Annotated in this window: 19 protein-coding genes; 18 read left to right on the top strand and 1 reads right to left on the bottom strand. The window is 58.9% G+C overall.

The annotated features are described in order from the left end of the window. Nucleotides 1–39 precede the first annotated feature (39 nt). The 3 genes from pheT to SIC14_RS02340 all read left to right on the top strand — a co-directional run bounded on the left by pheT (nucleotide 40) and on the right by SIC14_RS02340 (nucleotide 3586). A complete protein-coding gene (pheT, locus tag SIC14_RS02350; protein ID WP_412564242.1) occupies nucleotides 40–2439 on the top strand; it encodes a phenylalanine--tRNA ligase subunit beta in 2400 nt (799 codons plus the stop codon). A gap of 5 nt (nucleotides 2440–2444) precedes the next feature. Continuing rightward, nucleotides 2445–2870 carry a GNAT family N-acetyltransferase gene (locus SIC14_RS02345; protein WP_412564241.1) on the top strand — a complete coding sequence of 142 codons (426 nt, stop codon included), beginning with the start codon at nucleotides 2445–2447 and terminating at the stop codon, nucleotides 2868–2870. Nucleotides 2871–2953: 83 nt separating this feature from the next. Beyond that, nucleotides 2954–3586: a LysE family translocator gene (locus SIC14_RS02340; protein ID WP_412564240.1), complete on the top strand. Its 633-nt coding sequence runs from the start codon at nucleotides 2954–2956 to the stop codon at nucleotides 3584–3586. On the opposite strand, the gene SIC14_RS02335 is transcribed toward SIC14_RS02340, so the two are convergent. Then, nucleotides 3583–4491: a LysR family transcriptional regulator gene (locus tag SIC14_RS02335; protein ID WP_412564239.1), complete on the bottom strand. Its 909-nt coding sequence runs from the start codon at nucleotides 4489–4491 to the stop codon at nucleotides 3583–3585. The two genes, SIC14_RS02340 and SIC14_RS02335, sit on opposite strands and share 4 nt — an antisense overlap. A gap of 119 nt (nucleotides 4492–4610) precedes the next feature. Between SIC14_RS02335 and SIC14_RS02330 the strand changes: the two genes are divergently transcribed. The 15 genes from SIC14_RS02330 (at nucleotide 4611) to SIC14_RS02260 (ending at nucleotide 22864) form a co-directional block, all read left to right on the top strand. Then, a complete protein-coding gene (locus SIC14_RS02330; RefSeq protein ID WP_412564238.1) occupies nucleotides 4611–5261 on the top strand; it encodes a class I SAM-dependent methyltransferase in 651 nt (216 codons plus the stop codon). A gap of 128 nt (nucleotides 5262–5389) precedes the next feature. Further along, the gene (locus SIC14_RS02325) at nucleotides 5390–5839 is read left to right on the top strand and encodes a YtoQ family protein (RefSeq protein ID WP_412564237.1); all 450 of its coding nucleotides are present in this window, start codon (nucleotides 5390–5392) and stop codon (nucleotides 5837–5839) included. Between the two features lie 110 nt (nucleotides 5840–5949). Beyond that, nucleotides 5950–6147, top strand: a complete 198-nt coding sequence (gene secE / locus SIC14_RS02320; RefSeq protein WP_412564236.1) for a preprotein translocase subunit SecE — start codon at nucleotides 5950–5952, stop codon at nucleotides 6145–6147. Nucleotides 6148–6382: 235 nt separating this feature from the next. After that, nucleotides 6383–6916 carry a transcription termination/antitermination protein NusG gene (gene nusG / locus SIC14_RS02315; protein WP_412564235.1) on the top strand — a complete coding sequence of 178 codons (534 nt, stop codon included), beginning with the start codon at nucleotides 6383–6385 and terminating at the stop codon, nucleotides 6914–6916. A gap of 102 nt (nucleotides 6917–7018) precedes the next feature. Continuing rightward, entirely contained in the window at nucleotides 7019–7381 is a 363-nt protein-coding gene (locus tag SIC14_RS02310) for a VOC family protein (protein WP_412564234.1), read from the top strand. A gap of 193 nt (nucleotides 7382–7574) precedes the next feature. Further along, nucleotides 7575–8000 carry a 50S ribosomal protein L11 gene (gene rplK / locus SIC14_RS02305; protein ID WP_412564233.1) on the top strand — a complete coding sequence of 142 codons (426 nt, stop codon included), beginning with the start codon at nucleotides 7575–7577 and terminating at the stop codon, nucleotides 7998–8000. 1 nt (nucleotide 8001) lies between these two features. Then, on the top strand, nucleotides 8002–8700 hold the full coding sequence (gene rplA / locus SIC14_RS02300; RefSeq protein ID WP_412564232.1) for a 50S ribosomal protein L1: 699 nt from the start codon (nucleotides 8002–8004) through the stop codon (nucleotides 8698–8700). A 107-nt stretch (nucleotides 8701–8807) separates the two neighbouring features. Then, nucleotides 8808–9704 (top strand): hypothetical protein, encoded by an 897-nt coding sequence (locus SIC14_RS02295; RefSeq protein ID WP_412564231.1) that lies wholly within the window; start codon nucleotides 8808–8810, stop codon nucleotides 9702–9704. Between the two features lie 396 nt (nucleotides 9705–10100). After that, nucleotides 10101–10619 (top strand): 50S ribosomal protein L10, encoded by a 519-nt coding sequence (rplJ, locus tag SIC14_RS02290; protein ID WP_412564230.1) that lies wholly within the window; start codon nucleotides 10101–10103, stop codon nucleotides 10617–10619. Between the two features lie 69 nt (nucleotides 10620–10688). After that, nucleotides 10689–11063 (top strand): 50S ribosomal protein L7/L12, encoded by a 375-nt coding sequence (gene rplL / locus SIC14_RS02285; RefSeq protein WP_412564229.1) that lies wholly within the window; start codon nucleotides 10689–10691, stop codon nucleotides 11061–11063. Between the two features lie 266 nt (nucleotides 11064–11329). After that, nucleotides 11330–15469, top strand: a complete 4140-nt coding sequence (gene rpoB / locus SIC14_RS02280) for a DNA-directed RNA polymerase subunit beta (protein WP_412564228.1) — start codon at nucleotides 11330–11332, stop codon at nucleotides 15467–15469. A 52-nt stretch (nucleotides 15470–15521) separates the two neighbouring features. Continuing rightward, a complete protein-coding gene (gene rpoC / locus SIC14_RS02275) occupies nucleotides 15522–19760 on the top strand; it encodes a DNA-directed RNA polymerase subunit beta' (protein WP_412564227.1) in 4239 nt (1412 codons plus the stop codon). 140 nt (nucleotides 19761–19900) lie between these two features. Continuing rightward, nucleotides 19901–20998 (top strand): LCCL domain-containing protein, encoded by a 1098-nt coding sequence (locus SIC14_RS02270; RefSeq protein ID WP_412564226.1) that lies wholly within the window; start codon nucleotides 19901–19903, stop codon nucleotides 20996–20998. A gap of 127 nt (nucleotides 20999–21125) precedes the next feature. Beyond that, on the top strand, nucleotides 21126–22022 hold the full coding sequence (locus SIC14_RS02265) for a DMT family transporter (RefSeq protein ID WP_412564225.1): 897 nt from the start codon (nucleotides 21126–21128) through the stop codon (nucleotides 22020–22022). Beyond that, nucleotides 22019–22864: a glycosyltransferase gene (locus SIC14_RS02260; RefSeq protein ID WP_412564224.1), complete on the top strand. Its 846-nt coding sequence runs from the start codon at nucleotides 22019–22021 to the stop codon at nucleotides 22862–22864. The genes SIC14_RS02265 and SIC14_RS02260 overlap by 4 nt, the downstream gene beginning before the upstream one ends. Nucleotides 22865–22918 lie beyond the last annotated feature (54 nt).

The following is a 22918-nucleotide window of genomic DNA, read 5'->3' as shown; positions in this document are numbered from 1 at the left end:
CAAGACCGATTTGAATTCTCTCCTGAAGGAGATTGAGACATGAAATTCACCCTCTCCTGGCTGAAAGAGCACCTGGACACCCAGGCTAGCCTTGATGAAATCCTCTACGCCCTGACCGATCTGGGTCTGGAAGTGGAAGAGGTCACTGATCCGGCGGCGACGCTGAAGGGGTTCACCCTTGCCAAGATCGAAGAGGCCGAAAAACACCCCGACGCCGACAAATTGCGCGTCTGTAAGGTCGCCACCGACGAAGGCGAAAAGCAGATTGTCTGCGGCGCGCCGAACGCGCGGGCGGGCATCACCGTGGTGCTGTGCAAACCGGGCATGTATATCCCGGGCCTCGACATCACCATCAAGGTGGGCAAGATCCGCGGCGTTGAAAGCCACGGCATGATGGCCTCCATGCGTGAGCTGGAGCTGGGCGACGATCACGACGGCATCATCGAACTGCCTTCGGGTGAAGTTGGTGAGAACTTTGCCGAGTGGCTGGCCACCAACATGCCGGAAAAAGTCGATCCGGTGATTGAGATTGCGATCACCCCAAACCGTCCTGACGCTTTGGGTGTGCGCGGCATTGCGCTGGATCTGGCGGCCCGGGGTCTGGGTAAGATGAAACCGGCCAAGACCGCATCGGTTGCCGGCAGCTTCACCTCCACCATCAACGTCACCATTGACGAGGACACCCGCGCAGGCGGCTGTGAGGTCTTTGCTGGTCGTCTGATCAAGGGTGTGAAAAACGGCCCCTCGCCGGAGTGGCTGCAGCAGCGTCTGACCGCGATTGGTCTGCGTCCGATCTCGATCCTGGTCGATATCACCAACTTCTTCACCTATGACCGCAACCGCCCGCTGCACGTCTTTGACGCCGATAAGGTCAAAGGCGACCTGCGGGTGCATCGCGCCGCGGGTGGCGAGACCCTGCTGGGTCTGGATGAGAAGGAATACACCTTCTCCGCCGGTCAGGTGGTGATTTCCGATGACAACGGTGTGGAATCCATCGGTGGCATCATGGGGGGGGAGATCTCGGGCTGTACCGAAGAGACCGTGAATGTCTTCCTTGAGGCGGCGTTCTGGGACACCATTCAGATTGCCAAAACCGGCCGCGCGCTGAAGATCAACTCGGACGCGCGGTATCGCAACGAACGCGGCATCGATCCGGCCTACAACATGCAGGCGATGGAAGATGCTACGCAGATGATCCTGGACCTCTGCGGCGGTGAAGCCTCCGAGGTTGTGGTTGCAGGTGAGGTGCCGGATGTGGCGCGTGCCTATAAGCTGGACACTGATCGCGTGCAGTCGCTGGTAGGTATGGAAATCCCTGCTGACACCCAGCGCGAAACCCTGACCAAACTGGGTTTCGTGATGGAAGGCGACATGGCCCATGTGCCCAGCTGGCGTCCTGACGTGCAGGGCTCTGCCGATCTGGTAGAAGAGGTGGCGCGGGTTGCCTCGCTCACCAAGCTGGAGCCGATCCCGCTGGCGCGCCCCTCTGCCGGGGTGCCGCGTCCGACCCAGCTGCCGATCCAGCGCCGCGAGCAGATCGCGCGCCGCACCACGGCGTCGCTGGGCTACAACGAATGTGTGACCTACAGCTTCATCGACCGTAAATCGGCGGAGCTGTTTGGCGGCGGCGACAATGCCACCATGCTGGACAACCCGATTTCCTCCGAGATGAGCCATATGCGTCCGGCGCTGCTGCCCGGTTTGTTGCAGGCCGCGGCCCGCAATCAGGCGCGTGGTTTCAACGATATGGCGCTGTTTGAATGTGGTCCGGCCTTCCACGGTGGCGAACCGGGTGAACAGCACCTGCTGGTCACCGGCCTGCTGATTGGTCAGACCGGCCCGAAAGATGTGCATGGTGCGTCGCGTCCCGTCGATGTCTATGACGCCAAAGCGGATGCTGAGGCCGTGCTGGCCGCCATCGGTGCGCCTGCCAAGGTGCAGATCCTGCGCGGCGTGCAGGACTGGTGGCATCCGGGTCGTTCGGGCAAAATCTGTCTGGGTCCGAAAAAGGTGCTGGGCGTCTTTGGTGAGATCCATCCGAAGATCCTGCAGGAAATGGGTGTGAAAGGGCCAGCCGTGGCCTTCACCCTGTTCCCCGAGGAAATTCCGCAGCCGAAGAAGAAATCGGCCACCCGTCCGGCGCTGGATATCAGCGATCTGCAGGCGGTGGAGCGGGACTTTGCCTTTGTGGTGGATGCTGAGGTTGAGGCGCTGACGCTGGTCAATGCCGCTGCTGGCGCCGACAAAGCCCTGATCGAAGAGGTGCGGGTCTTTGACCAGTTCATCGGCGGGTCTTTGGGCGAGGGCAAGAAATCCATCGCCATCACCGTGCGCCTGCAGCCGAGCGATAAGACCTTGAAAGAAAAGGATATCGAGGCTGTGGCAAGCAAGATCGTCGAAAAGGTCAGCAAGGCCACCGGCGGCGCGTTGCGCGGTTAAGCCTGATGCAAGAGATCCGATCAGCCCGACCAGATGAGGCAGACGCCTTGGCCGGGCTGATCGATGCGGCCTACCAGCCCTACCGCGACCGTGGCATTGTTTTGCCTGATGTCTGCGGAGGCCTGGCCGAGGCTATTGCGGCTGGACAGGTCTGGGTCATTGGTGCAGAGCCTCTCGGCGTTCTAATGATGACCGCCACGGCGCCCGATGCCCATCTGATGAACATCGCGGTTTCCGCTGCGGCCAAGGGGCAGGGGATCGGTGGGCAGCTGATCCGTTTTGCGCTGGACCATGCCCGCGCGGCGGGGTGCCGCCGAATGGCCTTGGCCACACATAAAGACATTCCCGAAAACGTGGCGCTTTATGAACACCTTGGCTGGCAGGTTACGGCCCGTGAAGGCATGAAGGTGCTGATGTCACGGGATCTGTGACGACTGTTTGCCTCTTGGCCTGCACTTTTCTCTAGCCACATATCTGTTGTTGCGTCACCCTGCCGGAAACACGGGAGGGTGGAATGAGTGTAGAGACTTGGCTGGCCTTTGTGCTGGCGAGCGCGGCGGTTGTGTTGATTCCGGGGCCGAATATCGTGCTGACGGTGAACTATGCCATTCGTGGCGGGCGGCGCACTGGATGGGCGACGATACCCGGCGTGGTTCTGGGGGCCTTTGTCGCGATGAGCCTGTCTTTGGCCGGTGCCGGGGCGTTGATGGCGACCTCGGCGTTGCTGTTTTCACTGCTGAAATTTGCCGGGGCGCTCTATTTGGTGTGGCTGGCGGTGTCACTGTGGCGGGCCCCAGTTGAGCAGGCGGAAGAAGCGCCAAAGGGGCACAGCGTTTTGCGGTTTGGCGCGCTCTTTCGGCAGTCCTTCTTGATCAGTGTGTTGAATCCGAAGGGGCCGGTATTCTATATGGCCTTTGTGCCGCAATTCGTTAGCGCGGGGGCTCCTCTGGCGCCGCAGTTTGCCATCCTGATTGCCAGCTTTCTGGCGGTTGCTGCGCTCAACAGCTTGTTCTGGCTCTCCGGCGCAACTCTGTTGCGGGCGCAGTTACAGCAGCCCCGTGTGATGCGGTTGGTGAATCGGATCGGCGCCAGCTGTTTGGGCGTTGCGGGTCTTGCGACCGCGCGGTTGTCGCGCGGGGTGTCTTAGGTCGGTTTGCGGAGCGGTTTCTTTGACAGGAACTCGGCCAGCAGGTCAAAGACCAGCCGGATCCGTCGGCTGGTGTGCAGCTCGCGGTGGGTGGTCAGCCAGATCGGCACCGACACGGGCACAAGGTCCGGCAGGATCCGTTCGATGGTGGGGCTGGTTTCTGCGATCTCCTCAACCATGGCGGCAATGCCAAAGCCTTGGCGGGCCAGTTCCCAGCTGACCACGCCGCTTTCGCTGCCGATGTGAAAGTTCTTTTCGGTGATTGGAAAACCCAGCGGATGCAGAAAGCCCAACATCTGGGACACATCGCCAAAGCTTATGAAGTCGTGCTGGGCCAAATCCTCAAGCGTTTCGGGACGACCTTTGCGGTCCAGATAGTCGCGTGAAGCGTAGAAATACCCGTGAGAATCACGCACCAGACGGGCGATCAGATCAGGCTGTTCGGGGCGCACGTGGCGGATGGCGATATCTGCCTCACGTCGTATCAGGTCGCGGATGTCATTGGCGGCAACAATGTCGATTTCCAGCTGCGGCGCACGTTGGCGCAATTCGCGCATGATGGGCGGCAGCAGATAGGCCGAAAACACATCGCTGGCGGTGATCCGGACCACGCCCCCCACTTCCTGTGACTGGCCTGAGGCCGCCAGCGCCACACGGTCCGCGGCGGCGCTCATGGCGCGAACGTGTTCCAGCAACTCATGGCCCGCCGTGGTCAGCACCAGATTGCGGCCGACCCGCTCAAACAGCATCAGGTTCAGTTCACCCTCCAGCGCGGTGACCTGTCGACCCAGGGTGGGCTGGGTCTGCCCCAGTTTGCGCGCCGCTGCGGAAAGCGAGCCTTCCTCGGCGGTGGCCAGAAAGGCGCGGATATGGTTCCAGTCAAAGCTGTTGCCGCTGTCGATCATCGTGCTTGGACCTTTGTGCTGCCGCGCTGCTTATGCGTTTACGTATGAATGACTTGCATATTTCCACAATTTATATGGGCTTTCTGCATGGCTATCTTCAAGATGAAAAGGAGAGGCTGATGCAAATGGACGTTCAACGCACCGCGAAATTCTGGAACAAAATTGCCGATGGCTATGCCAAGTCCACAATCGGGGACATGGCGGCCTATGAATACACGCTGGAACGCTCGGCCTCTTACATGAAGGAAACCGACCGTGTGCTGGAGCTGGGTTGCGGCACTGGGATGACGGCGGTGAAGTTTGCCCCCAATGTGGCGGAGTTTGTTGGTTCAGATGTGTCGGACGGGATGCTGGAACATTGCCGTGCCCGTGCCGAGGAGGCGGGGCTGGACAATCTGCGTTTCCAACAGGCGATGGTGGGGGACGACAGTTTCCAAGGTGAACAGTTCGACATTGTGATGGCGCATTCGCTGCTGCACCTGTTGCCGGATCTGGAACGCCGGTTGAACGATATCCGCGATCTGGTGAAGCCCGGGGGCTTGTTCATTTCGAAAACCGTTTGTCTGGGGGAAGGCAAAGGGCTGAAGGCGCGGGCGCTGCGGGGGCTGATCCCGATGCTGCAGATGATTGGCAAGGCGCCCTATGTGAATTCGATCTCAGTCGCTGATCTGGAGGCCATGCTGACCTGGGCGGGCTTCAAGATTATCGAGAGCGGTAACTTTCCTAACAAGGTGCCACCGGCGCGTTATCTGGTGGCGCAGCGCATCTGACCGCGCCGCCGCAGGGATGGCCCCTGGGCCCGCCGTGTGATTCCCTTGAGAATGGCTGAAGGTCCTTCGCTCTGGGCAAGAGCGCGGGCAGGGGCTAGACAGGTCTCCAAATGAATGGAGGGCGCGATATGACGCTGAAAGTATACCTGTCCGGCGAGATTCACACCGATTGGCGTGAGCAGATCATTGACGGCGCGGAAGGGCTGGATGTCAGCTTTTCCTCGCCGAACACCGATCACGATTCCAGTGATGACTGCGGTGTGGCGATTCTGGGCGCGGAGCCGAACAAGTTCTGGCATGACCATAAGGGCGCCAAGCTGAACGCGGTGCGCACCCGCACCCTGATCGGTGAAGCCGATGTTGTGGTGGTGCGTTTTGGCGAAAAATACAAACAGTGGAACGCAGCCTTTGATGCCGGCTACGCGGCGGCCCTGGGCAAGTCCCTGATTGTATTGCATCCGGCAGAGCATCAGCATGCCCTGAAAGAAGTGGATGCCGCAGCTTTGGCGGTGGCCGAAGAGCCGTCGCAGGTGGTCGAAATGCTGCGCTATGTGTTGACCGGCGCGTTGCCCAAGTAAGCGTTTGGGCAAGTTTCGGGCGAGATGCCCGCGCAAGAAACCGGAGTAACCCTTGAAATCGGGCGCGGATGAGCGTATCTGCGCCCCATTCAAGAGCGAGAAGAAAACACATGGCACGTACAAATCCGCTTCAGTTCATTCAGCAGGTCCGCGGCGAAGTGGGCAAGGTCGTCTGGCCGACCCGTCGTGAAGTTCTGCTGACCACCGTCATGGTGTTCCTGATGGCGACCGTGACGGCGATCTTCTTTTCGCTGGTTGATCTGGGCATCAAAAGCGGGTTGAGTGGGATCCTGTCGATCTTTGGCTAAGCTGCGTGAGGCTGGCAGGGTCTGATCTGCCGCCTTTTTGCTTGAAATCCTGCGGCTCTGGGCGTAGGTGAAAATCCTGATCCGGTTGGGGCGTGCGGCGAATCAAGTTGCACGCCGTATTTTTGTTCCGGAAAGGCGCTGTGGCCGGATGATCGGCCCTGGCTGATGAGTTTTGAATTTCATCCCACTGGATCGTAATCAGATCCGACGGGACACAGGTGCGGAGACACAGAAGATGGCGAAGCGTTGGTATTCGGTGAGCGTTCTCTCGAACTTCGAGAAGAAGGTGGCCGAGCAGATTCGTACCTCCGTCGAAGAGAACGGCCTTGAGGAAGACATCGTAGAAGTGCTGGTGCCGACCGAAGAGGTCATCGAAGTGCGCCGCGGCAAGAAGGTGACCACCGAGCGTCGCTTTATGCCGGGGTACGTTCTGGTCCGCATGGAAATGAGCGACCGTGGCTACCACCTGATCACCACGATCAACCGCGTGACCGGCTTCCTGGGGCCGCAGGGCCGGCCGATGCCGATGCGGGACGCTGAGGTGAACCAGATCCTCAACCGTGTTCAGGAAGGCGAAGAGAAGCCGCGCACCCTGATCTTCTTTGAGGTGGGTGAAAAGGTTAAGGTCAACGACGGCCCGTTCGAAGATTTCGACGGCATGATCGAAGAGGTCGACGACGAAGCCCAGAAACTGAAGGTTTCGGTGTCGATTTTTGGCCGCGAAACCCCGGTGGAGCTGGACTTCACACAGGTGACCAAACAGGGCTAAGGCTGTTTTCAGCCCCTCCTGACAGATTTGCAGCGCGCCCTGATGGGGCGCGTTTTGCGTTTGTGCTATGCTGCCTGTGGTGTCACCGCAGGAGAGTTGCACATGGAAAAGGTCACAGGCATCGGCGGCGTGTTCTTTCGCGCCAAGGATCCCACAGCTTTGGCGCTGTGGTATCGCGATCATCTGGGCGTCGATCTGGTGCCGACGGACGCCAGCGGTGCGCCTTGGGTGGCGGAGGCGGGGGTGACGGTGTTTTCACCCTTTCAGGCGGATACGGATTACTTCCCTGAGGACAAGATGTTCATGCTGAATTTCCGCGTGCGCGATCTGGCGGCGATGTTGGCACAGCTGCGCGCCGCAGGGATCGAAGTGACACAGGAAATGGAGATGGCGGGGATCGGGCATTTTGCCCGTATTCACGACCCCGAGGGCAATCCGATTGAGCTGTGGCAGCCGGCGGGCTAGACAGTGGTGAAGCGCCTGCAAAACAAGGTGCTTGCCCCCTTGCAATCCCCCCCAAACCGGTCTATCAGCGCGCTTTATCGCCGTTCTTGCGGCGAATCTCTCGTGGGAGGCGCGGCCATCGCGATGGCTTAACCCAACCACGGCAACGTAGGCCAAAGGACGCGTCCCGCGGCTGTTTGAAAAGGAAAAGACAATGGCTAAGAAGCTCGTTGGCACCCTGAAACTGCAGGTGCCCGCCGGTCAAGCAAACCCGTCCCCGCCCGTCGGCCCGGCACTGGGTCAGCGCGGCATCAACATCATGGAATTCTGTAAGGCCTTCAACGCGAAGACCCAGGAAATGGACGCAGGCGCGCCTTGCCCGACCGTGATCAGCTACTACCAGGACAAGTCCTTCACCATGGACATCAAGACGCCGCCCGCGTCTTACTACCTGAAAAAAGCTGCCAAGCTGAAGTCCGGTGCAAACAACCCGGGTCGTGAAGTTGTGGGTTCGGTTTCCGTGGCCCAGGTGAAAGAAATCGCCGAAGCCAAGATGAAAGATCTGAACGCCAACGACACCGATGCGGCAATGCAGATCATCCTGGGCTCCGCCCGCTCCATGGGCATCGAGGTGAAGTAAGATGGCAAAGCTTGGAAAACGCACCACCGCTGCACGTGAAGCTTTCGCTGGCAAAGCAGACGTCACCGTTGAAGAAGCTGTTGCACTGGTAAAAGCCAACGCAACCGCCAAATTCGACGAAACCGTTGAGCTGGCCGTTAACCTGGGTGTTGACCCGCGCCACGCTGACCAGATGGTGCGCGGCGTTGTTGGTCTGCCGAACGGCACCGGCAAATCGGTTCGTGTTGCTGTATTCGCACGCGGCCCGAAAGCCGAAGAAGCTCAGGCTGCAGGTGCCGACATCGTTGGCGCCGAAGACCTGATGGAATCCATCCAGGGCGGCACCATCGATTTCGATCGCTGCATCGCGACCCCGGACATGATGCCTGTTGTTGGTCGTCTGGGTAAAATCCTGGGCCCGCGCAACCTGATGCCGAACCCCAAAGTTGGCACCGTGACCATGGACGTGAAAGCGGCCGTGGAAGCAGCCAAAGGTGGTGAAGTTCAGTTCAAAGTCGAAAAAGCTGGTGTGATCCACGCCGGTGTTGGCAAAGCCTCCTTCGACGAAGGCAAGCTGGTTGAAAACGTACGTGCCTTTGTTGAGGCCGTTCAGAAAGCCAAGCCCGCCGGTGCAAAAGGCGCCTACATGAAAAAGATCGCAATCTCCTCGACCATGGGTCCGGGTGTTTCGATCAACATCGACAACGCCAACGGCAACTGATCCTTTCGGTTCAGACTGAAGAATGTGAAGGGCGTCCCAAGTGGGCGCCCTTTTTCCTTGCGTGAATGGCTTGCCTTGCGACACCTTCAGGGTGTGGAGGGCCCATTATGACCAAGCAAGACCACGAAGATTTATCCAAACTTATTCGAGCGGAGTTGGAGAGCTCCGAAGTGATGAAGCATCTGCAGGCCTATGAGGAGCGCACCCGTCCGCCGACACTGGGGGAGGTGGCGCGCCATCCCTTTGTGCTGACGGTACTGGGGTTTTGCCTGACGGCGATATTCGGCAGCCTGCTGGAGCGGGAATATTCCGCCAAGCAGGTGGCGCAGGCCGAACGCGAAGCGGCCATTGTTCTGGCGCATGAGCAGGAGGCCGAAGCGCAGCGGGCCTTTGCGGCCATCGAGGCGCTGACCAGCGAACGGATCACCCGTGGCGCCATGTTGAAGTCGGCGATCAAACGCGGCTCGGCAGAAGAGGTGGGGCCGCGCAAGCGGGTCTATGATGAAGCCTATGTGGACTGGAACACCGAGATCCAGGCCCGATTTGTCGAATTGCGCCGCCATGTGACGGATACAAATGGCGACGTTTCGGTTCTGGGGACCAAGTTGGAGGCTGCGATTTCGAAGACGTTGACACCACTTTTGTCACAGATTGATGCGTGTTTGACGCAGGCATATGACCAGACCCGGAAGGGCGGAGAGGGCGATGCCGGTTTTGTCTGCAGTAAGCAGCCGAACCATGAATGCAGGGGGCTGCAGGTTGCGGAGATCGCCCTTACGGAAGCTTGCGCCGATGACTATTGGTGGCGTTATGTGGATGTGCGGGAGAAGCAGTTGCGCGATTGTTTCCTTGGGCTGTCGGCGGATGCCTTCCTGTATTTCCGCAGCCAGATGCAGCATCGGGCGGCGCTGGCCAAGTGGCAAACCGGCGCATATCCAGAACAGTCGCTCGAACGGTTTGAGCAGGCTTGCGGGGAAACGCTGGGGCGCGAAATTGTGCTGTGACCTTGTGTTGTGTCCGGGCAAGTATGAGCGCTGGTTTTGCAATTCACCCGGTTTTGCTGTAGGGTCGCTTGAGGCGCGCGGATCACAGATTTGTGTTCTGCCTTTGTTGGTGCGGATTTTTCCGCATCAGGGCCTTGCGTGTGCACCCGTTTCACAATAGTTACCGAACACGCGTTCAGCGTACGATTCGTCGTGCGCTGTTTTGCGTTTCGTCCAAGACGGTGGGTGACCTCGGTAACGGGGTCTTAATTTCCCTCCTGAGACGGGAATACGACAAAGATTAGCCGAAGGCTTCCTTCGGGTGATGTTGGCGCAGCCCCGTAAAAAGGACCTGAGTGTCGGACCTCGTCCGGCAGACAAGAGCCGGGGGGTAACCCCCAAATTTGGAGTGAAACTGTGGATAGAGCACAAAAAGAGAAGTTGGTCGAAGAGCTCGGCCAGATCTTTGACAGCTCTGGCGTTGTGGTCGTAGCCCACTACGCAGGTCTCACGGTTGCTGAGATGCAGGATCTGCGCGCACGCGCACGTGAGGCGGAAGCCTCGGTCCGCGTTGCCAAGAACAGGCTCGCCAAGATCGCCCTTGAGGGTAAGCCCTGTGAAAGCATGGGTGAATACCTGACGGGTATGACCGTTCTGACCTACTCGGAAGACCCTGTAGCGGCCGCCAAGGTTGCTGCTGGTTTCGCCAAGGATAACTCGAAGTTCGAGATCCTCGGTGGTGCCATGGGTGAGAACGCTCTCGACGTTGCTGGCGTTGAAGCCGTGTCCAAGATGCCGTCCCGCGAGGAGCTTATTGCTACCATCGCAGGCATGCTGGGCGCACCTGCTTCGAACATCGCTGGCGCGATTGGCGCACCTGCCTCGGATATCGCGGGCATTCTGTCTACTATCGAAGACAAGGCGGAAGCCGCGTAAGCAACCTAATGATCTGCGTGGGGCAAGTCTCACACGTTGGAACACACTTAAATATACGGAAACAGTACAATGGCTGATCTTAAAGCACTGGCTGAAAGCATCGTAGGTCTGACCCTGCTGGAAGCACAAGAACTGAAAACCATCCTGAAGGATGAGTACGGCATCGAGCCCGCCGCTGGTGGCGCAGTTGTCATGGCAGGCCCCGCCGAAGGTGGCGCAGCTGCTGAAGAAAAAACTGAATTTGACGTGATCCTGAAGTCGGCTGGCGACAAAAAGATCAACGTGATCAAAGAAGTCCGCGGCATCACCGGCCTGGGCCTCAAAGAAGCTAAAGAGCTGGTTGAAGCCGGCGGCAAAGCCGTCAAAGAAGGCGTTGACAAAGCTGAAGCCGAAGACATCAAAGCCAAGCTGGAAGCAGCTGGCGCCGAAGTTGAGCTGAAGTAATTCAGCGCCGGGGCAACCCGGATGGCAAAAGAATTGGCTGGGTTCGGATCATTCCGGGCCCAGCCGAACCTGTCTTAGCAAGGGCCCCAACTTGTGGTTGATCCGATGGATCAAAAGGGGTGTTTTCTAAGGTCTGGTTCAGCGATCGGGAGGCTTCTGGTGGGACAGAGGCCATGAATGGATCGAAACTGACCTGTTTCGGATGGGCGTGGTGCCGGGGCCCGACGGCAGCCACAACCGGTTAGAAACGAAAGGTGACATTTGTCATGGCTCAAAGCTATCTTGGCCAAAAACGTTTGCGTAAATACTACGGCAAAATCCGCGAAGTGCTGGAGATGCCGAACCTGATCGAGGTTCAGAAATCCTCGTATGATCTTTTTCTCCGCTCTGGTGATTCCGAGATGCCGACTGACGGCGAAGGCATCATGGGCGTGTTCCAGTCGGTATTCCCGATCAAAGACTTCAATGAGACCTCGGTCCTGGAGTTTGTGAAATACGAGCTGGAAGCTCCGAAATACGACGTCGAAGAGTGCATGCAGCGCGACATGACCTACAGCGCGCCGCTGAAGGTTACCCTGCGCCTCATCGTATTTGATGTCGATGAAGACACCGGCGCCAAGTCGGTTAAGGACATCAAAGAACAGGATGTCTTCATGGGCGATATGCCTCTGATGACCCCGAACGGCACCTTCATCGTGAACGGCACCGAGCGTGTGATCGTTTCGCAGATGCACCGGTCGCCGGGCGTGTTCTTTGACCACGACAAAGGCAAGACCCACAGCTCGGGCAAGCTGCTCTTCGCCTGCCGCATTATCCCCTACCGCGGCTCGTGGCTGGACTTTGAATTTGACGCCAAAGACATCGTGTTTGCACGGATCGACCGTCGTCGTAAACTGCCTGTGACCACCCTGCTGTACGCATTGGGGCTGGACCAGGAAGGCATCATGGATGCCTACTACGACACCGTTGATTTCAAACTGGAAAAGGGTCAGCAGGGCTGGATCACCAAGTTCTTCCCGGAACGTGTTCGTGGCACCCGTCCGACCTATGACCTGGTAGATGCAGACTCCGGCGAGATCATCGCCGAAGCCGGCAAGAAAGTGACTCCGCGCGCGGTTAAGAAGATCATCGACGAAGGCAAGATCACCGACCTTCTGGTGCCCTTCACCCACATCGTGGGCAAGTTCGTTTCCAAGGACATCATCAACGAAGAAACCGGTGCGATCTACGTCGAAGCTGGTGATGAGCTGACCCTGGAGTACGACAAAGACGGTGAAGTGACCGGCGGTTCCCTGCAGGATCTGCTGAACGCGGGCATCACCGAGATTCCGGTTCTGGACATCGATAACGTTAACGTTGGTGCCTACATCCGCAACACCGTGGCACAGGACAAAAACCTGAGCCGTGAGACCGCGCTGATGGACATCTACCGCGTGATGCGTCCGGGTGAACCGCCGACCGTTGAAGCGGCGTCGAACCTGTTCGACACGCTGTTTTTCGACAAAGAGCGTTATGACCTGTCGGCTGTTGGCCGTGTAAAGATGAACATGCGCCTTGCTCTGGATGCTGTAGACACCCAGCGGACCCTGCGCAAAGAAGACATCATCTCCTGCATCAAAGCGCTGGTTGACCTGCGTGACGGCCGTGGCGACGTGGACGACATCGACCACCTCGGCAACCGTCGTGTCCGTTCGGTCGGCGAACTGATGGAAAACCAGTACCGTGTTGGCCTGCTGCGCATGGAGCGCGCGATCAAGGAACGTATGTCCTCGGTCGAGATCGACACTGTGATGCCGCAGGACCTGATCAACGCGAAACCTGCAGCGGCGGCTGTGCGTGAATTCTTCGGCTCGTCGCAGCTGTCGCAGTTCATGGACCAGACCAACCCGCTGTCGGAAGTGACCCACAAACGTCGTCTTTCGGCGCTTGGCCCGGGCGGTCTGACCCGCGAACGTGCTGGCTTTGAGGTCCGCGACGTGCACGCGACCCACTACGGTCGTATGTGTCCGATTGAAACGCCGGAAGGTCCGAACATTGGTCTGATCAACTCGCTGGCGACCTTTGCGCGTGTGAACAAATACGGTTTCATCGAAACCCCGTACCGCGTTGTGAACGAGGGCAAGGTGACCGATGAGGTTCACTACATGTCCGCGACCGAAGAGCAGCGTCACACCGTTGCACAGGCGAACGCCTCGCTGGACGAAGAAGGCCGTTTCCAGAACGAATTGGTTTCGACCCGTCAGGCCGGTGACTACACTCTGGCCCCGCGCGACAATGTTGACCTGATCGACGTATCGCCCAAACAGTTGGTATCGGTTGCAGCCTCGCTGATTCCGTTCCTGGAAAACGACGACGCAAACCGCGCACTGATGGGCTCGAACATGCAACGTCAGGCCGTGCCGCTGCTGCGCGCAGAGGCACCGCTGGTTGGCACTGGGATCGAAGAAGTTGTGGCCCGTGACTCGGGTGCTGCGATCATGGCGAAACGCGCCGGTATCATCGACCAGGTCGATGCCCAGCGTATCGTTATCCGCGCCACCTCGGATCTGGAGCTGGGCGACGCAGGCGTAGACATCTACCGCATGCGTAAATTCCAGCGTTCGAACCAGAACACCTGCATCAACCAGCGTCCGCTGGTGAAAGTGGGTCAGCGGGTTTCGAAAGGCGAAGTTGTTGCAGATGGTCCGTCCACCGATATTGGTGAACTGGCACTGGGTAAAAACGTGATCGTCGCGTTCATGCCCTGGAACGGCTACAACTATGAAGACTCGATCCTGATCTCCGAGCGTATTGCACGTGACGACGTCTTCACCTCGATCCACATTGAGGAATTCGAAGTCGCCGCCCGTGACACCAAGCTGGGTCCGGAAGAGATCACCCGCGACATTCCGAACGTCGGTGAAGAAGCGCTGCGCAACCTCGATGAGGCTGGCATCGTTTACATCGGTGCGGATGTGGAACCGGGCGATATCCTCGTCGGTAAGATCACCCCGAAAGGTGAATCGCCGATGACTCCGGAAGAGAAGCTCTTGCGCGCCATCTTTGGTGAGAAGGCTTCGGACGTGCGCGACACCTCGCTGCGTGTGAAACCGGGTGACTTCGGCACCGTTGTTGAGGTCCGCGTCTTCAACCGCCACGGCGTTGAGAAAGACGAGCGTGCCCTGCAGATCGAACGTGAAGAGGTGGAACGCCTTGCACGTGACCGTGACGACGAGCTGGCGATCCTGGATCGCAACATCTACGCCCGTCTGCGCGACATGATCCTGGGCAAAGTGGCTGTGAAAGGCCCGAAAGGCGTGAAAGCCTCCTCGGTGATCAACGAGGAACTGCTGGAAACCCTGACCCGTGGTCAGTGGTGGCAGCTGGCGCTGGAAGAAGAGGGCGACGCACAGGTTGTCGAAGCTCTGAACGAACAGTACGAGATCCAGAAACGTGCGCTGGACGCCCGTTTTGAGGACAAGGTCGAGAAGGTCCGTCGTGGGGACGATCTGCCGCCGGGTGTGATGAAGATGGTTAAAGTCTTCATCGCGGTGAAGCGTAAGCTGCAGCCGGGCGATAAGATGGCGGGTCGCCACGGGAACAAAGGTGTGATTTCGCGCGTTGTTCCGATGGAAGACATGCCCTTCCTCGCCGATGGTACGCCGGTTGACTTCTGTCTGAACCCTCTGGGTGTTCCGTCGCGTATGAACGTTGGTCAGATCCTTGAAACCCACATGGGTTGGGCCGCACGCGGTCTCGGTCTGAAGGTGGATGACGCATTGCAGGACTACCGCCGCACCGGCGATATGACCCCTGTGCGTGATGCGCTGAAGATCGTTTATGGCGACAACGTCTATGACGAAGGTCTGGCCGACATGGCCGAAGACGACCTGCTGGAAGCAGCCGGTAACGTCACCCGCGGTGTTCCGATCGCAACCCCCGTCTTTGACGGTGCGAAGGAACTAGACGTGAACGACGCGCTGCTGCGTGCCGGTTTCTCGGAATCGGGCCAGTCGGTCCTGTTCGACGGCCGCACCGGTGAGCAGTTTGCCCGCCCTGTGACCGTGGGTGTCAAGTACCTGCTGAAACTGCACCACCTGGTGGACGACAAGATCCACGCCCGTTCGACCGGTCCGTACTCGCTTGTTACGCAGCAGCCGCTGGGTGGTAAGGCACAGTTCGGTGGTCAGCGTTTCGGGGAGATGGAAGTCTGGGCTCTGGAAGCCTACGGCGCCGCCTACACCCTGCAGGAAATGCTCACCGTTAAGTCGGATGACGTGGCAGGCCGGACCAAGGTCTACGAAAGCATCGTCAAGGGCGAGGACAATTTCGAAGCGGGCATCCCAGAATCGTTCAACGTTCTGGTCAAAGAAGTCCGTGGCCTCGGCCTGAATATGGAACTCCTGGATGCGGAGGAAGAGGAGTAAGGGCCTCGGCCCTTCCTCCCGTCCCCCCTTCCGCAAAATTTGAGGTATCAAAATGAACCAGGAACTGACGAACAACCCGTTCAACCCGCTGACCCCGCAAAAGGTCTTTGACGAGATCCGCGTTTCGCTGGCTTCGCCCGAACGTATCCTGTCGTGGTCCTATGGTGAGATCAAAAAGCCGGAAACCATCAACTACCGGACCTTCAAGCCCGAGCGCGATGGCCTGTTCTGTGCCCGTATCTTTGGCCCGATCAAAGATTACGAATGTCTCTGCGGCAAATATAAACGCATGAAGTATCGCGGCGTTGTCTGCGAGAAATGTGGTGTTGAAGTCACCCTCCAGAAAGTGCGCCGCGAGCGTATGGGCCACATCGAACTGGCCGCGCCTGTTGCACATATCTGGTTCCTGAAATCGCTGCCGTCCCGCATCGGTCTGATGCTGGACATGACGCTGCGTGATCTGGAACGTGTGCTGTACTTTGAAAACTACGTCGTCATCGAGCCGGGTCTGACCGACCTGCAATACGGCCAGATGATGTCCGAAGAAGAGTACATGGATGCCCAGGACGCCTATGGCATGGACGCCTTCACCGCCAACATCGGTGCGGAAGCCATCCGTGAGATGCTGTCGGCGATTGATCTGGAAACTGAAGCCGAGACCCTGCGTGCCGAACTGGCCGAGGCGACCGGAGAACTGAAGCCGAAGAAGATCATCAAACGTCTGAAGGTTGTTGAAGCCTTCCTCGAGTCGGGCAACCGCCCCGAGTGGATGATCATGACCGTTGTGCCGGTGATCCCGCCAGAACTGCGCCCGCTGGTGCCGCTGGATGGGGGCCGTTTCGCAACTTCGGATCTGAACGATCTGTACCGTCGTGTGATCAACCGGAACAACCGTCTGAAGCGTCTGATTGAACTGCGCGCCCCTGACATCATCGTTCGCAACGAAAAGCGGATGCTGCAGGAATCCGTTGACGCCCTGTTTGACAACGGCCGTCGCGGTCGTGTCATCACCGGTGCCAACAAGCGTCCGCTGAAATCGCTCAGCGACATGCTGAAAGGTAAGCAGGGTCGTTTCCGTCAGAACCTTTTGGGTAAGCGCGTCGACTTCTCGGGCCGTTCGGTCATCGTGACCGGCCCCGAGCTGAAGCTGCACCAATGTGGTCTGCCCAAGAAGATGGCGCTGGAGCTGTTCAAGCCCTTCATCTACTCGCGTCTGGAAGCCCGCGGTCTGTCTTCGACCGTGAAACAGGCCAAGAAGCTGGTGGAAAAAGAGCGTCCCGAGGTGTGGGATATCCTCGATGAGGTGATCCGCGAACACCCGGTTCTGCTGAACCGTGCGCCGACGCTGCACCGTCTGGGCATCCAGGCGTTTGAACCCACGCTGATCGAAGGCAAGGCTATTCAGCTGCACCCGCTGGTCTGCTCGGCGTTCAACGCGGACTTCGACGGTGACCAGATGGCTGTTCACGTGCCGCTCTCGCTGGAAGCCCAGCTGGAAGCGCGTGTTCTGATGATGTCGACGAACAACGTTCTGTCGCCGGCAAACGGTGCACCGATCATCGTTCCGTCGCAGGATATGATCTTGGGCCTCTACTACCTCACCATCGCGCGTGACGGTATGAAGGGCGAAGGCATGGTCTTCTCCTCGCTGGAAGAAGTCATGTACGCGCTCGACGCTGGCGAAGTGCACCTGCACACCAAGATCAAGGCCCGCGTGCCGCAGATCGACGAAAACGGCATGGAAGTTCAGCAGATCTTCGAAACCACCCCGGGCCGTGTCCGTCTGGGCGCTCTGCTGCCGCAGAACGCCAAGGCACCGTTCGAGCTGGTGAACCGTCTGCTGCGGAAGAAAGAAGTGCAGCAGGTCATCGACACCGTCTACCGTTACTGCGGTCAGAAAGAGTCGGTTATCTTCTGTGACCAGATCATGTCGATGGGCTTTAAAGAAGCGTTCAAGGCCGGCATTTCGTTCGGCAAGGACGACATGGTGATCCCCGATAACAAGTGGACCATCGTGAACGACACCCGCGATCAGGTGAAAGACTTCGAACAGCAGTACATGGACGGTCTGATCACTCAGGGCGAAAAGTACAACAAAGTTGTTGATGCCTGGTCGAAGTGTAACGACAAGGTCACCGACGCCATGATGGGCACCATCTCGGCGATCCCGACCGATGAGAATGGCGCCGAACTGGAACCGAACTCGGTTTACATGATGGCCCACTCCGGTGCGCGTGGCTCGGTCACACAGATGAAGCAGCTGGGCGGGATGCGCGGCCTGATGGCGAAGCCGAACGGCGACATCATCGAGACCCCGATTATCTCGAACTTTAAAGAAGGCCTGTCGGTTCTCGAGTACTTCAACTCGACCCACGGTGCCCGTAAAGGTCTGTCGGATACGGCGCTTAAGACGGCGAACTCGGGTTACCTGACCCGTCGTCTGGTGGACGTGGCACAGGATTGCATCGTGCGCGATCGTGACTGTGGCACCGAAAACGCCATCACGGTTGAACCTGCTGTCAACGACGGTGAGGTTGTTGCCTCGATCGGGGAACGTATGCTGGGCCGGATCATGGCCGAGGATCTGTTCAAGCCGGGCACCGATGAACTGGTTGCTGCCAAGGGCACGCTGGTTGACGAACGCCTGGCGGACGCGATTGAGCAGGCTGGTTGCCAGACCGCTCAGATCCGCAGCCCGCTGACCTGTGAAAGCGACGACGGCGTCTGCGCCACCTGCTACGGCCGTGACCTGGCCCGTGGTACTCCGGTGAACGTTGGCGAAGCTGTTGGCATCATTGCGGCGCAGTCGATTGGTGAACCTGGCACGCAGCTGACCATGCGTACGTTCCACATTGGTGGCGTTGCGCAGGGTGGCCAGCAGTCCTTCCTCGAGGCAAGCCAAGAGGGTGTTGTTGAGTTCGAGAACCCGCAGGTTCTGACCAATGCAAACGGCGAAGTTCTGGTGATTGGCCGGAACATGAAGCTGAAGATCATGGACAACGGTGAAGAGCGCGCCAGCCACAAGCTGGGCTACGGCACCAAACTGTTCGTGACCGAAGGCCAGAAGGTTGCCCGTGGCGACAAGCTGTTTGAATGGGACCCGTTCACGCTGCCGATCATCGCCGAGCAGGACGGTACCGCCAAATACGTCGACCTGGTCAGCGGTATCGCCGTGAAGGACGAAACCGACGAAGCCACCGGTATGACCCAGAAGATCGTGATCGACTGGCGTGCAGCACCGAAAGGCAATGAGCTGAAGCCGGAAATCATTCTGGTCGACAGCGACGGCGATCCGGTGCGCAACGCACAGGGTCACCCGCTGACGCACCCGATGTCGGTGGACGCGATCCTGTCGGTTGAAGACGGTCAGGAGATCAAAGCCGGTGACGTTGTTGCGCGTATCCCGCGTGAAGGCGCCAAGACCAAGGACATTACCGGTGGTCTGCCGCGCGTTGCGGAATTGTTCGAAGCCCGTCGTCCGAAAGATCACGCGATCATCGCCGAAATCGATGGTTACGTGCGCTTTGGCCGCGACTACAAGAACAAGCGTCGCATCACCATCGAGGCTGCAGAAGAGGGGCGCGAGCCCGTCGAGTACATGGTGCCTAAGGGCAAGCACATTCCTGTTCAGGAAGGTGACTTCGTTCAGAAGGGTGACTACATCATGGACGGCAACCCAGCCCCGCACGACATCCTGTCGATCATGGGCGTTGGGGCACTGGCTGACTATATGATCAACGAGGTGCAGGAGGTTTACCGACTGCAGGGCGTGAAGATCAACGACAAGCACATCGAAGTGATTGTGCGCCAGATGCTCAAGAAGTGGGAGATTTCGGACAGCGGTGACACCACCCTGCTGAAAGGCGAGCACGTCGAGAAGACCGAACTGGACGAGGCCAACGAAAAGGCCATCGCCCGCGGCGGTCGCCCGGCATCCGGTGGTCCGATCCTTCTGGGGATCACCAAAGCGTCGCTGCAGACCCGTTCGTTCATGTCGGCTGCCTCGTTCCAGGAAACCACCCGCGTGCTTACCGAAGCTTCGGTTCAGGGCAAGCGCGACCGTCTGGTTGGCCTCAAGGAGAACATCCTTGTGGGTCGCCTGATCCCAGCCGGTACCGGTGGTGCCACCGATCGCGTCCGTCGCATTGCGCGCTCGCGTGACAATGTGGTGCTGGAAGCCCGTCGTGAAGAGGCAGAAGCCGCCGCAGCGCTGGCCGCGCCGATTGACGACATGGCCGCTGGGGACGCCTTCGACAACCTGGTCGACACCCCCGAAAGCCGCGACGAATAAGTCGTCCTTTCATAAGGGTAAGAATTGAGAGAGGCCTCCGCATCTGCGGGGGCCTTTTTCGTGGCAAACTGGACAGGCCGGGTGATGTGTGCTCAGCTTACGGCGGGAGCGGAGTGAAAACAGTCCGGAGGTGTCTGCAAATGGCGACCTTGAGACCTGCAGTGCAAATACTCCACACCGCAATATTGAACCTTGCCTTCACGCTGGCTTTGATCGTCTTGGCCTCACAGGGGCAAGCGCAGTCGGATGACACCCAATATGTGGTCGAAACGAACTGCAACGGGCAGTATTATCAGTCCAATCGCGTGCGGATCGAAGAGGCCGGCGCTGTCTCCCGGGTGATACTTGTTGACGGCACCCCCTACATCTCCGCCGGAGCGGTGTTGATGGAAGTACGTCGCAGCGCGGGCGACACGATGCAGGGATTGATGTACTACTATGAGCCCGGTTCGCGGATGGGTTTCGGATTTGGCACGGATGTGGCTGGGTTTGACTGGGCCAGAATTTCCACCGACAATCTTCGTTTTAATGACAGTCGGAGCCGCCGCCTCTACCAGCTAAAAGTGGAACGCGACTCTTGGGCCTGCCGTGTGCGGTTTTCGAGCGAGTTTGCCGAAAGTGGCGTTGGCTTTCGCTGTCTGTGCCCGGAGTTGGCCGAAGTCCAGAAGAGCTGGATGCCGGGGGTGAAGGGGACAAATATTTACTCGTCCGATTCCAACATCTGCCAAGCGGCAGTTCACGCGGGCATCATTGGGACAGAGGGCGGAGAAGTGCGGATCCTAAGGCCAATTGATCCCAATGCGCTGGTCGCGCGTTGCCCTTATTTCTATGGCAACAACCAGAATGGCATTGAGTCACGCGGAAAGGGGCAGGATACGGCTTACTTTTTTCAGGGAAGTCTTGGGATCTGCGATGAAGATAGCCCACCCGAGAGTGAGGATGTCTGGTATTGCCGGGAACGGTTTGCCGATTACGATCAGGAGTACGAGGCCGACGGCCCCTTTTCCTGCCATTGTTCCGAAGCGGCGACCTCATTTGGGACGGTGTTTGGAACGGAGCATTACACCGGCGATTCCAGTATTTGTCTGGCGGCGTTTCATTGGGGCGCGGTTGGGGCAGAGGGTGGCACGGTGCAGCTTGTACCGGAACCGGGGCGATCGGCATATCGTGGCTCCACCCGGAATGAGGTGACCAGTTACAATTGGCGCACTTATCCGTTTGGGTTCCGGTTTGAGTAGACCTGTTTTGCTGCGGGCAGGGCGGGTGCACATCGCACAGGCGCACTCTGGACGAGACAGGAAAAACCCGCCAAGGTAGCGCTGACGCGGCCTTGGGCTGTGCTGCGGAACTTCAGGGACTGGCAGAATGCAATTGAGTGACAACATGCGCGGTGCGCTGTTGATGATGGCCTCTATGGCGGCCTTTACCTTTAACGACACGTTCATGAAGTCGCTGGCCGGAGTGGTGCCGTTGTTCCAGCTGTTGTTTCTGCGTGGGGTGATGACCTCGGTATTTACCGGCGTTTGGGCCGCGAAGGTGGGGGCGTTTCGCACGCCTTTGGCCGCAAAGGACTGGGGACTGATTGCGCTGCGGGTGATTGCCGAAGTGGGGGCCGCTTATTTCTTCCTGACGGCTTTGTTTGTCACGCCGATCGCCAATGTCACTGCCATCCTGCAGTCACTGCCGCTGACCGTGACGCTGATGGCAGCGCTGCTGTTTGGTGACAAACTGGGCTGGCGCCGGCTGTCGGCGATTTCCATCGGGTTTTTCGGGGTTCTGCTGATTGTACGGCCCGGAGCGGAAGGGTTCGACATCAATTCGGGCTATGTCCTCATCGCGGTTGCCTTTGTGACGATGCGGGATCTGGTGACACGGCGTCTGTCACCTGAGGTGCCGTCGATGCTGGTCACGTCCCTCAGCGCGATGGGGGTGATGGTGTTCTTTGGCCTTGGCGCGCTGGGGCAGGACTGGGTGGCGATGGATCTGAGCGCCTGGGCCACCACGGCGGCAGCGGCCTTGATGATTGTGGGCGGCTATCTGTTTTCCGTGATGGTGATGCGGGTGGGCGAGATCTCTTTCATTGCACCGTTTCGGTACACCAGCCTAGTCTGGGCGCTGTTGCTGGGCTGGGTGGTGTTTGGCGAATGGCCGGATGGGATCACCTTGTTGGGCGCGGCCATTGTTGTTGGCAGCGGCTTGTTCACCCTCTACCGCGAGGGGCAGCTGGCACGACGTGCGGCGCGGGCGAAGGTGGCCCAATGAACGTGGGTGTGAAACTGGTGGGACTGTGCCGCTGGTCTTATCCCGCCGAACCCGGCGCCTTTGCCGAGGCCGAAGGGGAGACCCTGGAAAGCCTGCGCAGGCGGCTTTATGCGCCCGAGCGTTTGGCGAAACGGCTGTTGTTCCTGCGTGAGATCGTGGTGCCTTGCCTGAAGGCGCAGAGCGACCCGGACTTCACGCTGGTGATGTTGATGGGGGATCAGCTGCCAGAACCGGTGCGGGCAAAGGTTTTGCAGATTATAGCGCCGGTGCCACAGATCAAACCTGTCTTCCGCGAAGAGGGATTGCCGCACCAAGAGGTCTGCCGCCAGCTGATGTTGGCGGAACGGGATGACACGGTGCGGGCGGCGGCGGAGTTTCGGCTGGATGATGATGACGCTGTTGGGGTGGATTTCATCGAACGGGTCCGGGATTTTTTTCCCAAAGTGCGCGGCATCTACCGCAACGGCGGCAAGCTGGTGTTGGACTTCAACAGGGGGTTTATCCTCAGCGTTGACGAGGATGGGGTGCAACTGCGGCAGGTGATCACCCGGAACTGGACCCCGGGACAGGTGTTGTTTATCAGGCCGCTGTCTGACAAATGTCTGTTTGATTTTGCTCATGCGCAGATGTGGCGCCGGATCCCGACGATGAGCTTCCCGCGCGCCCAGATGTTCCTACGCGGGGCCCATGCCGAAAACGACAGCCAGATTGGTGTGCGCAAGTTTAACGAAGAGATGTTGCGGGTCTCTGCGGCGGAATTGCCGGACCTGATGCAGACGCGATTTAACCTCGATCTGGAGCGGCTGCGCGACGGTTGGGCGGCGCTGTGCGATCTGGACTGAGAAGGGCAAGGGCAGGGGCCCGAGGCACCTTGTTGACAATGGCCGCGACTCCCC

Source organism: Thalassobius sp. MITS945101, from assembly GCF_047123305.1.
Classification (GTDB): domain Bacteria; phylum Pseudomonadota; class Alphaproteobacteria; order Rhodobacterales; family Rhodobacteraceae; genus Thalassobius.
This window is presented reverse-complemented; position numbering and strand designations above follow the sequence as displayed.